Source organism: Segatella baroniae B14 (assembly GCF_022024235.1).
Taxonomy (GTDB): Bacteria; Bacteroidota; Bacteroidia; order Bacteroidales; family Bacteroidaceae; genus Prevotella; species Prevotella bryantii.
This window is the reverse complement of sequence record NZ_CP091800.1, coordinates 1131953-1144609: the sequence shown is the minus strand read 5'-3', so window position 1 is coordinate 1144609 and position 12657 is coordinate 1131953. Positions and strand designations below refer to the sequence as shown.

At 38.8% G+C, this 12657-nt stretch carries 11 protein-coding genes; 6 read left to right on the top strand and 5 right to left on the bottom strand.

Annotated features, from left to right (window positions below; genetic code table 11):
• Positions 1-396 precede the first annotated feature (396 nt).
• Both L6469_RS14685 and L6469_RS14680 read right to left on the bottom strand, forming a co-directional pair.
• Entirely contained in the window at positions 397-822 is a 426-nt protein-coding gene (locus L6469_RS14685; protein ID WP_006281979.1) for an amino acid-binding protein, read from the bottom strand.
• A gap of 19 nt (positions 823-841) precedes the next feature.
• Positions 842-2140: a phenylacetate--CoA ligase family protein gene (locus L6469_RS14680; protein ID WP_006281978.1), complete on the bottom strand. Its 1299-nt coding sequence runs from the start codon at positions 2138-2140 to the stop codon at positions 842-844.
• 174 nt (positions 2141-2314) lie between these two features.
• Here L6469_RS14680 and L6469_RS14675 point away from each other — a divergent pair, with 174 nt between their 5' ends.
• From L6469_RS14675 to L6469_RS14660, 4 genes are read left to right on the top strand one after another with little or no spacing between them, the layout of a single operon-like run.
• Positions 2315-3073: an amidohydrolase gene (locus tag L6469_RS14675; protein WP_006281977.1), complete on the top strand. Its 759-nt coding sequence runs from the start codon at positions 2315-2317 to the stop codon at positions 3071-3073.
• A 43-nt stretch (positions 3074-3116) separates the two neighbouring features.
• Positions 3117-4715 carry a thiamine pyrophosphate-dependent enzyme gene (locus tag L6469_RS14670; RefSeq protein ID WP_006281976.1) on the top strand — a complete coding sequence of 533 codons (1599 nt, stop codon included), beginning with the start codon at positions 3117-3119 and terminating at the stop codon, positions 4713-4715.
• A 15-nt stretch (positions 4716-4730) separates the two neighbouring features.
• A complete protein-coding gene (locus L6469_RS14665) occupies positions 4731-5306 on the top strand; it encodes an indolepyruvate oxidoreductase subunit beta (RefSeq protein WP_006281975.1) in 576 nt (191 codons plus the stop codon).
• Positions 5307-5344: 38 nt separating this feature from the next.
• The gene (locus L6469_RS14660) at positions 5345-6667 is read left to right on the top strand and encodes an aminotransferase class I/II-fold pyridoxal phosphate-dependent enzyme (protein WP_006281974.1); all 1323 of its coding nucleotides are present in this window, start codon (positions 5345-5347) and stop codon (positions 6665-6667) included.
• Here L6469_RS14660 and L6469_RS14655 read toward each other — a convergent pair.
• Entirely contained in the window at positions 6643-7095 is a 453-nt protein-coding gene (locus L6469_RS14655; RefSeq protein WP_027453796.1) for an acyl-CoA thioesterase, read from the bottom strand. The genes L6469_RS14660 and L6469_RS14655 overlap by 25 nt on opposite strands.
• 275 nt (positions 7096-7370) lie before the next feature.
• Entirely contained in the window at positions 7371-7994 is a 624-nt protein-coding gene (locus L6469_RS14650) for a DUF4840 domain-containing protein (protein ID WP_074803243.1), read from the bottom strand.
• 265 nt (positions 7995-8259) lie between these two features.
• Here L6469_RS14650 and L6469_RS14645 point away from each other — a divergent pair, with 265 nt between their 5' ends.
• Both L6469_RS14645 and L6469_RS14640 read left to right on the top strand, forming a co-directional pair.
• Positions 8260-8820 (top strand): RNA polymerase sigma factor, encoded by a 561-nt coding sequence (locus L6469_RS14645; RefSeq protein WP_006281970.1) that lies wholly within the window; start codon positions 8260-8262, stop codon positions 8818-8820.
• Entirely contained in the window at positions 8807-10147 is a 1341-nt protein-coding gene (locus tag L6469_RS14640) for an outer membrane beta-barrel protein (RefSeq protein WP_006281969.1), read from the top strand. Before L6469_RS14645 ends, L6469_RS14640 begins: the two co-directional genes overlap by 14 nt.
• 426 nt (positions 10148-10573) lie before the next feature.
• On the opposite strand, the gene L6469_RS14635 is transcribed toward L6469_RS14640, so the two are convergent.
• Positions 10574-12565: an ATP-binding protein gene (locus L6469_RS14635; protein ID WP_081456322.1), complete on the bottom strand. Its 1992-nt coding sequence runs from the start codon at positions 12563-12565 to the stop codon at positions 10574-10576.
• Positions 12566-12657 lie beyond the last annotated feature (92 nt).

Sequence of the window (12657 nt, the reverse complement as noted above, 5' to 3'; positions counted from 1 at the left end):
GTTTCTATAGATTGCTTGCAGCTAGAAGATCAACTTTAATTTCTTCTAATATTCTTTCATACCCTTTCTGATTTGTTTATTTTTTTGTACCTTTGAAGTCTCGCAAAATTTTCAAATTTCTGATCAAGTGTATGGATGGACGCAAATTCGTGAATTTTAAAATTATAGCAACCTCTGATGTTCATGGGTGCTTCTTTCCTTATGACATGATAGAACAAAAGGAAATGTTAGGTTCTTTGGCGAGAGTTTCTTCTTTTGTTAAGGAGCAGCGACAAAATCCTGATGTCCGCAAAGTTCACATTTCGGCACTGTTTATCCTTCTCAAAATTCTCGAATTTCTGGCCAATTTATCGATGGATCTAAAATTCGGGAATTTTGAGAAGGTTTTTCATTCAATTATAGTTTATATAGATCGCTTGCAGCTAGAAGATCAACTTTAATTTCTTCTAATATCCTTTCACATTCTTCCAGATTGGAAGGGCGGATAACAACATTCGCTCCATCGCCATTACTGAAACTATAAAGGTATTCTATGAACACACCTGAATCAGATAAATGTTTTAATACTACAGCTAAAGAGCCTGGTGTGTTTGGTATGCACATACCGATAACATCTGTTATCTTTACCGTGAAACCAGCTTCTTTAAGTTTGGTATATGCCAATTCTGGATCAGAAACGATACATCGTAAAATGCCAAAATCACTGTTATCAGCGATGCTCATAGCCGTAAGATTGATATGTTCCTGACCTAGTACTTCTGTAACTTTAGTTAGTCGGCCACCCTTGTTTTCGAGAAATATAGATAATTGTTTTGCTAACATAAAATCGTTGAAATTAAATTTACAATTCACGTTTGTCGATAACCCGTTTTGCTTTTCCTGTAGAGCGTTCAATACTCTTTGGTTCTACTAGTTTTACGTCAAAGCCAATGCCAATAACACTTCTTAATTCAGCTTCAAGTTTATTACGTAATCGAACCATCTGTCCCATTTCATCACTGAAAAATTCTTCTTTTACTTCAACTTTCAATTCTGTAGTATCATTATTGTTAATGCGGTTGACAGTAAGGAAATAGTGAGGTTCGAATTCTTTTAGACTTAGTATTACAGCTTCAATCTGAGTTGGGAATACGTTGACTCCCCTAATTATAAGCATATCGTCGCAACGGCCGAGGATACGGTCCATACGGACAAAAGTACGACCACAAGGACATTTGTCGTAATGCAAAGCCGTAAGGTCGTGCGTGCGATAGCGAAGAAGTGGCATACCTTCTTTTGTAAGATGCGTAAAACAAAGTTCTCCTACGGTACCTTCAGGTAACGGCTCACCGGTATTAGGGTCAAGAATTTCTGGATAATAATAATCTTCATTCAGATGCGTACCGTGCTGACACTCACACTCATAGCCTACACCAGGCCCTGCGATTTCACTTAATCCGTAAATGTCGTAAGCCTTAATACCTAGAGCCAGTTCTAGTTTTTTTCTCATATTTTCAGTCCAGGGTTCAGCTCCAAAAGCACCAATCCGAAGATTAAAGTCCTCTTTAGGCCATGGACTCAGCTTTAAGGCTTCTGCTAGATAGAGCGCATAAGAAGGGGTACAACATAGTGCAGTAGCTTTAAAATCGTGCATCAATGTAATCTGTTTCTGCGTATTACCAGAAGACATCGGGATAACGCTTGCCCCAATATTGTCAGCACCAGCGTGTGCACCAAGTCCACCAGTAAAGAGCCCGTATCCATAAGATATCTGGAATATATCTTTTTTAGTAGCACCATAAGCTGTGAGAGCACGAGAAAGACATTCTTTCCAATCCTGCAAATCGCGGCGTGTATAAAGGGCAACAACCGGCTTACCTGTTGTACCCGAAGAGGCATGAATGCGTACAATCTGGCTCATGGGTACCGCAGCCATGCCAAAAGGATATTGATCGCGTAAATCTGTTTTATTGGTAAACGGTAATTTGGAAATGTCGTCGATGCTTTTAATATCACCAGGCTCGAGTCCCATTTCCTGAAATTTACCTCTATAGAAGGGAGTATTGTGATAAACGTAGTCAACCATGTTGACTAATCTTTTGCTTTGGATTTCACGAAGCCGATCGCGATCCATGCATTCCATGGTTTTATTCCAAATCATCTGGTCAAATTTATTAAATGGTATTAGTATTGAGTTCTTGCAAAGATACAATATAATCAAATACATGCAAACTTTTTCGTACTTTTTAAGAGAAAAATATAACAATCCGATATTTTATTTTGATTTCAATAAATAAATTCGTATTTTTGCCTCAATAAATAAAAACTTTATACAATGAAGATAGCCATATTACAACAGGATATTATTTGGGGAGATATTCAAGCCAATTGTGAAGCTGCAGCCAAGGCTATTGATGCTCAGCCGGGAAATAATCTCTATATATTGCCCGAAATGTTTTCGACTGGATTTGCTACTCAACCAAAAGGAATAGCAGATGCAGATGGTTATACTCTGAATTGGATGAAGCAGAAGGCCCGAGAGAAACATGCTGCAATCTGTGGCAGTGTGGCTATAGAGGACCATGTAAGATACTATAATCGTTTATACTTTGTAAAGCCAGATGGTAGTGTGGAGTATTACGATAAGCACCACCTTTTTACCTATGGAGGTGAACATTATCAGTTTACTGCTGGTAAAGACAGAGTGATAGTAAATTACGAAGGCTATCGTATCCTCTTAGCGGTATGTTATGACCTTCGTTTCCCTGTGTGGAGTAGAAATAATCAGGATTATGACCTGGCCATTTACGTGGCGAGTTGGCCGGCTAAACGTCAACTAGCCTGGGATACACTATTAAGAGCGCGTGCCATAGAGAATCAGTGCTATCTGGTAGGTGTAAATCGAGTAGGAGATGATCCGGCGCTCCATTATTCAGGAGGGTCGGTCATCTTAGATCCGAATGGCGAAATACTTGCTGCATGTGAATCAGAAAAAGAGCAGGTAGCGGTAGCGGAAATAGATATCAAAAAACTTGAAGAATTTCGGAAAAAGTTTCCTGTTCTCGACGATATTGATAATTTTATACTGAAGTAAAAATTAGCAAATCATGCTAAATCCTTAATACAATCAATACTACATGAAAGAAAAAAGATTATTGCTCGGAGACGAAGCTATAGCCCTTGGAGCCCTCGATGCTGGTTTATCGGGAGTGTATGCTTATCCGGGTACACCCTCTACAGAGATTACAGAATTTATACAAAAACATCCTTTGACGAAAGAGCGTGGCATTCACAGTCGCTGGTGTACCAATGAAAAAACGGCGATGGAAGCTGCTCTTGGCATGAGTTATGCAGGCAAGAGAGCGCTCGTTTGTATGAAGCATGTAGGCATGAATGTGTGTGCTGATGCTTTTATCAATTCGGCAGTAACCGGTGTGAATGGTGGACTTGTAGTTCTGGCGGCCGACGATCCGTCGATGCATTCATCACAAAATGAACAAGATTCTCGTTTCTATGGCAAATTTGCTATGGTTCCTATATTCGAACCGAGTAATCAACAGGAATGTTATGATGTTATGGGTACAGCTTTTGATCTTTCTGAAGCGATCAAGCTTCCTGTCGTTATGCGATTGGTAACACGATTGGCACATTCTCGTGCTGGTGTAGAGGTGAATCATGAGGCTAGAGAGATGAATGCTTTCCGTTTGGATACTGGAAAGAACTGGATATTATTGCCAGCAATTGCACGGAAGCAGAATGAACTACTGATAAGTAAACAGTCTACTATAGAACAATTTGCCGAAGAATCAACTTATAATCGATTAGAAATACAAGAGGGAAAAGGACTCGGTATTATTGCATCTGGTATCGGCTATAATTATGTGCATGAGGTTCATCCATCAGGCGTATCAGCTATTTTAAAGATCTCACAATATCCCCTACCTCAGAAACAGATAAAACAGTTAGCTGAAATGAGTGACCGCATCCTTGTGGTAGAAGACGGACAGCCTTTTATAGAAGAAAGTGTTAAGGGTATGCTTGGCTCAGACTATGCGATAATAGGTCGCTTGACAGGCGATTTACCACGAACAGGAGAGTTAAATCCCGATTTTGTAGGAAAAGCTTTGGGAAAAGACGTCGATATCACCTTCACCGATATACACGAGGTAGTGGGGCGTCCACCAGCCCTATGTAAAGGATGCGGACATAGAGATGTATATCAAGCCCTGAATGCAATAGTTGCGCAATATGACGACTGTCGTATATTTGGCGATATCGGATGTTATACCTTAGGTGCCTTACCTCCATTCCAAAGTATAGCCAGTTGTGTAGATATGGGTGCTAGTATTACGATGGCCAAGGGCGCAGCAGATGCTGGCCAGCATCCAGCTATCGCCATTATCGGAGATTCTACCTTTACCCACAGTGGGATGACAGGATTGCTAGATGCTGTAAATGATCATTCTCCAATTACCGTGGTGATATCTGATAATTTGACGACAGCCATGACAGGTGGACAGGATTCTGCCGGTACTAATAAATTTGAGCAGATATGTATCGGACTCGGAGTGGCTCCAGAGCATGTTCGTGTAGTTGTTCCTTTGCCTAAAAATATGGACGAAATCGTTAAGATTTTGAAGGAAGAAATAGATTATCCCGATGTTAGCGTGATTATACCTCGAAGAGAATGCATGCAGACACTGGGAAGAAAATTGAAAAATAAAGCTAAAAAATAGGAGGGGAAGCCAAAAATGAAAAAAGATATCATACTTTCAGGTGTGGGAGGACAAGGTATCCTCTCCATTGCCACCGTCATAGGCGAAACTGCTACAGAGGCAGGTGTGAATCTGAAACAAGCAGAAGTACATGGTATGAGTCAGCGTGGAGGAGATGTGCAAAGTAATCTAAGACTAAGCAATGGCGATATTTTCAGTGATCTGATACCAAAAGGACAAGCAGACTTGATTATTTCCATGGAGCCCATGGAAGCTCTTCGTTATGTACCATTTCTGAATAAAGACGGATGGGTAGTAACCAGTTCTGAGCCTTTGGTAAATATATCTAATTATCCTGATGTAGATGCGGTTATTGCAGAACTCCATGCATTGCCTCATGTGAAATTATTGCCTATCGGAGAATTGGCAAAGCAAAATCATCTGCCTAAGAGTGCTAATATGATTTTGTTGGGTATGGCTGCTGATGCCCTCGAAATCATTTCTCCAGAGAAATTACGTGATGCTATCGGACGTATCTTTGCTCGAAAGGGAGAGACTATTGTAGAGGCGAACTATAAGGCTTTTGATTTGGGACGAAATACGAAAATGTAATGTATACCGTTTTCGGGTATTCAAGAATATAGTAAGAAATGAAAATATTTAGTGATGAACTGATAAACGAAGCGTGTCAGACTAATCATGTAGCCGATTTGGGACATGCTACTATTGGTGAAGTGCTGCTTGTGGCTCAGTTTTTAGAACAGAAAACGGGCATTCCTTTTATCCGTATGGATCAAGGTTCACCAGGATTACCTGTAAATCGGTATGGTGTGGAAGCTGAGAAGGAAGCCTTAGATCGTGGGGTAGGTTCACAATATCCTGCAGCTGCTGGTGTGAAAGAATTGAAGGATGCTGCTCATGAGTTTGTTAAAGCTTTTATTAATGTTGATATTTCAGCCCGCTCATGCATTCCGACAACAGGTTCGGTAGCAGGTAGTTTTGGCTCTTTTATAGCGACAACTCAGCGCATTCCGGGTAAGAATAAGGTACTTTTCATTGATCCTGGATTTCCTATTCAGAAGTCTCAGTTGCGTGTACTAGGTATCGAATGGAAAGAATTTGATATCTATCCTTATCGTGGTGAGGCTCTTCGTGCTAAACTCGAGGAGGAATTGGCTGATGGCACTGTTGCTTCTATCGTATATAGCAATCCTAACAATCCTGCATGGACTTGTCTTGATGAAATAGAACTTCAGATTATAGGTGAATTGGCTACGAAATATGATGTTGTTGTTATGGAGGATTTGGCTTATTTCTGTATGGATTATCGTCGTGATTTAAGTCATCCGTATGAAGCTCCGTTTGTACCGACAGTAGCACGATATACTGAAAACTATATTCTTATGTTGTCATCTTCTAAGATTTTCAGCTATGCCGGACAGCGTATGGCATTGGTATGTATCAGTGATAAACTCTATGATACCTATTACCCAGCTTTAGCCGAGCGCTATCATGATGCGGGACTGTTTGGCAGCACGATGTGTGCCGAGATACTCTATATGATAACAAGTGGCTGTACAGCGAGTACTCAGTATGGTTATGCCGAAATGCTTCGTTTAAGTTGTGAAGGTAAAATCAATTTTGTGGAAGATACGCGAGAGTATGAGCGAAGAGCTTGTAAAATGAAGAAAATCTTCTGCGATCACGGATTCCATATTGTGTATGATAAGGATGTGAACCAAAAAGTGGGTGATGGTTTCTTTTTTACTTTAGGCTATGGTCAAATGGACGGTAGTACGTTGGTGAAAGAGTTGGTAAGTTATGGTGTAAGCAGTATTAATCTAGATACTACCGGTTCGCTTGAGCCAGGAGTACGAGCTTGTACTTCTCGTATGAGGGAAGAGCTATATAGTGTACTTGAAGAACGTATGAAAGTCTTCCAAGAGGATCATCCTTTGGAAGACGGACAGTGATTCTTGCGCAAATCTCGACCTTCATATTTGCACATGGCATCCACCCATTCCGGAAGGAGTTCCATGGATTCCTGTTTCTTCAAGTCGAAAGCTACCATAATCGTTTTACCGATACACTTTACCTCATTGGTGTCGGTATTGACTAATTTTTGGTAAAGAGTAAAACTCTTATTGCCCACGTTGGTAACAGCTGTTAAGACCGATACATTCTCATCGATACGAACTTGTGCCATGAAGTCGGCCTCTACATGGACTACGACAATGGCATATTTGCGAGTGTCTAAATCAGGCCATAACTCCTGTACATATTTAATCTTTGCAATATCATAATACTGAAAGAATATGGAATTATTAACATGCCCGAAAGGGTCGGCATCGGTAAAGCGTAATTGGATATCTAGCTTATTATGAAAAGTTATATCATCTATTTCCATCCTCTATTTTTTGTATACGAAGGTACGGAATAAAATTAATGGAAAGGAAAGGGATTTTTGCTTTTTAACGAATATTTATATATACTCAAATCGTTTTGCGCACAATAGAAGAGGAGTGTGCAGTTGTTCGTATTTAAGCTATAAGGGGATGTGCAGCGTCGGCACATCCCCCTTTTTGAATCTAGTATTATTATATCTCTTATTTTGAAAAAAACGAATTCGTAGTGAAAGTTTATCTGCTATTTCGACATATCATAGTGGTATTTTTATCATTTATCAGACGCTGCTGATGGGATATACTTGAGTCTATACCAAATATTGTTAGGCATTAGTGAAGATTGGAGCTTACCATCGATATACATTCCTATATTGATAATTTGCAATTCGAAGGATTTTGGATTAGTAGTGTATAAACCGTAAGAATATGAATTATTTAAAGCAAATGAGAACTGTACCTTATGTTCCTTACCGCCATAGTTTACGTTAAATGTTGGTGAAGTAGGGTTAATAAGAATAGCAATCGGTTTGAGTTGTACTAAACCGATATAACATTTCAATACCGGTGTTACCTGTTTCTCAATAGCTTGTTTCAATTCATTGTCTGTAATGCTCTTAGCGAGGAATTTAGAAGGAAGGTTATAGATATACATGATAGAATCATTGCTTACTTCCCATTCGACATCTGCAGTATCTCTAATTTCTTGATTAGTAACAGCATTTTCCTGAATGCGAATAATTTTTCCATGGTAGATACCTTTGATGGTTTGCATAGCTTGTTTACTCTGTTCTGGAGTAATGATGTTGTCTGCATGATCCAGATCGTTACATGCTGTGAATGCCATGGCTGCCATGATGCAGCAAAAAATGCTGCTAAGTACTTTTAATTTTTTCATTTTTGTTTTTGTTTTTGTTTATTATTATTGGTTTCTTGTATTTTCCTACTGATATGCCGTAATTGGTTATTGCATTTTCAGCCTTCATACACTCTCTAAATGCAATAACTTCGAGAATCTTGCTTGTAGATATAAAAAAAAATTTTTTTATGAAACATAGATGCAAGATTCACTCTTTTTTCGTATTTATAAGATAATAATTAAATAATAAGACAAGAAATCTTTTTTATATCCGTTTGGCTAGTGTGCATTCGGATGAAAAATTATGAATAATCTGGGAAACGATATAGAGATAGCGATAGTCGAGAAGTTCCGTCGAGGAGAAACTTCTGCGATGGATCGGCTATATGCTGCATATGCAAATTATCTTACTGGAGTTTGCTGTCGATATATCGTCCATGATGACGATCTTAAAGATGTACTTCAAGAGAGTTTCATCAAGATTTTTACTCGAATGAATAGTTTTGATTATCGAGGAAAGGGATCGCTACGAGCATGGGTAACCAAGATAGCAATTAATGAATGTTTACTATTTCTTCGCAGGCAAAAGCAGAACACCTTTGTTGTTGATGTGGATCCGCCTGATATTCCAGATGAGGAACCTGATACAGAAGGCTTGAGTGGAGATGTATTAACTCGCTTGATTAGACAACTGCCAGATGGTTATCGTACAGTGCTTAATCTCTATGTTATAGAAGGGAAAAGTCATAAGGAGATAGCTGAGATGCTGAATATAAAACCAGATACATCGGCTTCTCAACTACACAGAGCCAAAAATATGTTGGCTAAGTTTATTAAGGATTATAAAAGGTATGGGTATGAATGATAAGTGGATGGACGATTTGAAAAACCAGCTTGGCGACTATCGGAAAGATGCGCCAGAAGGTTTACTCGATGACATTAAGCAAGAAATGTGTCGTAGAGGTGTGATGCCTAATCAGAATGTACCCGTAAAGAAACCGGTAATTGGATATAAACGGCAAATATGGTGGAAGGTGGCAGTTGCAGCGCTGCTTGCTATTGCTGGTATTGGTATTGTGGAGTGGAATAACAACCGAAGTGTATCGTCTAATTCCATTGTTCACACGGCACGTGTAAATTCTACAAATAGCTCAAAACATGGTATTACTGAAGTGGATAGTAAGGAGCAAGAAAATTCTCATGTGTTGGCTTCATTATATCCTATGAGTAATCATCGATATCTTGTTTCTGATAGAGATCAAGAATACAGTCTGCAAGGATGTCTAAAAGAAGATATTCAAGAGGATTATCACAATAGTACTTCTGAGCATGCACAAGTAACTCCTTTTTCAGACGACGAATCTCATGAATCGACTTCAGCTAGTATTATTATCCGTAAACCAAGTACTTCTTTATATGCCCAGAATACATCTAAGGCATCTGTCAAGAGGCAACAGGTAGATGAAACATTATCATTGGGAGCTTGGTATGGTAGTAGTATGACAGGGAATAGTTCTGCTCAGCAAATGGCGATGGTATACGCCTCTACTTCCATATGTAGTTTTGATGCGATGGATACTCATGAATATATTGATGAGGCCTTGACACAGATTTATAATAAGGAATTTATACAAGCGGCTATGCCTACAGTGAAAGCGAAGCATCATCAGCCTGTTAAGGTAGGAGTGTCTGTACGCTATCAGTTGAATCCGAAATGGAGTTTACTTGCAGGACTAACATATAGTTATCTGCATAGTGAATTTACAGAGGATGTACGTTTTTATCAATCGGTAACCGATCAGAAACTTCATTACGTTGGTATTCCTTTGAGTGTAAGTTATAGTTTCTGGCGTAATCCGCATTTTAATATCTATGTAACAGGTGGTGTTGAAGCTGAGAAGTTAGTAAGTGGTAAGGCCGAGCATCGTATGGAGGGATATTTGATGCAGAAGGATCAGAAACTATCAGAAAAAAAGTCTTCTGAGGCGGAGAACGTGTCAGAGCGTCGCCCTGTATTTAGTACGAATGTTGCGGTCGGAGCAGAATATCATATATCTGATAATCTGAGCCTTTATGTCGAGCCAGGTGCCAATTACTATTTTAAGAATGGAAGTGGAGTACTGTCTAGCTATACAGAAAATCCATTTATCTTTAATCTTCATTTAGGTATGCGCTGGCATGTAAATCGATAATAATAGATTATTATTGCATGTGTTCGCACACAAATATTTGATATAGGTCAAGAATATGCTGTATAACATATTTTTAGTTGGTATCTATTTGGCTATTATTTTAGATAGTTATACTTTTGCAGTGTCGAGAGAGACAATAAAACAACTTGTAGAGAGAGAATATTCAAGTTTTGGTTATTAGTTTTTAGGTTTAGATTGTTTAGGTTTTAGATTTTATTATAGTTTGTTGCTTTGAGGTAAAAAGCAAATAAGATTGTTAGAACGACAATAGACAAGTTTAGATTATGAGGATTCGGCCGTGAGGCTGACCTCTTTGGTTAGGCGGAGAAGATATTCTTCGCTTTATTTTTTGTAGATACTTTATATGAGTATAAAAAACGAATCCACTCTGTTGTGAATTCGTTTTTTGCTTTCTGTATGATTTATTTAATTCGATTTTGCTTTTTCTTTATGTTTTAAAGGCAATGTGAACGAGAAGGTAGTGCCAGTACCCAAAGCACTTTCTACGCTGATAGTACCATTCATGGCTAATACCAGCCTATTGGCCAATGCCAAACCAATACCCGTACTTGATTTTTTCTGAGAGCCATCTTTGCTTTGCCAGTAAGGTTCGAAAACATGTTTACATGCTTCTTCGTCCATACCAATACCGTTATCTTTTACTCGGACAAGCAAGTTATTGTTTTCTACTTGGGTAGTTACACGGATAATACCCCCTTCTTCAGGACAAAATTTGCAAGCATTGTTAATTAAGTTACGAAGAATCTTAGTTATGAAGTCAGGTTCGTAATCCATATTAACCTCAGGCTCATATCGAGCAAGCGACAGCTGTATTTGCTTCATGTGACAGAGTTCTTCGCAATCTTCGAGAATTCCAGCGATATGTGCGATGACATCGCCATGGCGATAATTTTGTTTTAGTCCAATTTCACTTGTTACCTTGTTGAAATCCATCAACTGGTTAACCAGTTCGAGCATAACTTTACCCTGTCGATTAATGCGTGCTAAATATTTTTGTATTATTGACATGCTAGGCTTTTCGTTTTCCATCAAGTCTTCACTCATACCAATAACGATAGTGAGCGGAGTGCGGAGTTCATGAGTTACATTTCGAAAGAAGTTTAAACGCGTAAGTTCCAATTGCTTTTGCAACTCATTACGCTGCTTACGAGCCTTGAGCAGATTAATCATGATAGTGAGCAGTATAATCAGAAGTAACACAATGATAGCCGAACCTAAAGCGGTATAGATACGTTTGCTTTTTTCCAATTTGTAATCACTAGCAAGTTTAGCCAATTCTTGCTTCTTTCTAGTTTGATCCAAATTTTCGTAAAGTATATGGATACGGTCTTTTTCATTGCAGAAATGCATGCTATCACGAAACATTGTACTGCGTGTATAATTATTAAGCGCTTCCTTATAGTTGCCCTGCTTCTTATATAGGTCATGAAAACACTCATAGAGGCGCGCTTTGTATTCCATTGCATGTACTTCGTTGGTTAGTTTTTGTGCTTTATCAAGTTGTGCCTTAGCTGCTTCGAATTCGCCCTTGGCGATATAGGCTTTTGCCAAATTTAGAATAGGTTCCAACCAGTACCAGGTATCTGTTGTCTTTATCAAATAGTCGCTGGCGAGTTTAAATTCCTCGATAGCTTTGTCGTATTTTCCTTGTTGCAAATATAGACTGCCATAGTTAGAATGTGAAAGTCCAATACCCAGCGTATTGTGGTCTTGTAAATTCGCATCCATAGATTTCTTGTAGTAATACAAAGCCGAGTCAATCTGACCTTGTTTCTGTTTGCTTTGTCCTAGCTTAGACATATTGATAGCAATACCTCTTCTGCTATTTATCTTCTTTTCACCAGCTAATGATTTATGGAAAACAGAATCAGCAGCTTTGTAATTATTATGAAGCAGATATATTTTGCCAATACCATTAATGGCGCTAAGATATTGCTTATAATTGTTCGGATTTTTAAAGTCAGAATAAGAGGAAATGTAGTGTAAGGCTGTTAGATGATAGCGAGTAGCTTGGTCGAGCATACCCATCCGTCCAAAGTTGACTGCTAGCTGGTTGCAGATGTGAGAAATTTCGATGGTATCATTGTTGTCATTAGCTATCTCATAAGCCTGGTATAAATATTTTATAGCAGTATAGAAGTGACCAGCCAAACGGTTTTGGCTCCCTAATTCACGAAGTGTAACCTCTTGTCCAAGAATATTATTTTCTGCTTTATATTTATCGAGCAATCCCAATAATGCAGCGGTATCCTCGGTTGCTTTTATGAGGCTATCCATCTCTTGGCGCACATCTTGTGCGTAATGTCCATTTGGATTATGCTCTTCACATCCTATAAGCGCAAATACGCTTATGAGGCATAGTATCCCTATAACGTTTCTAGAAAAAAAGTGTTTCATCTTTAAATGCCATGCGGTGGTTTTACCCTCTAAATGTCTTTATAATATATTAATTCAAGTGCATGGATACCATGCATGGTAGAGCATACCCA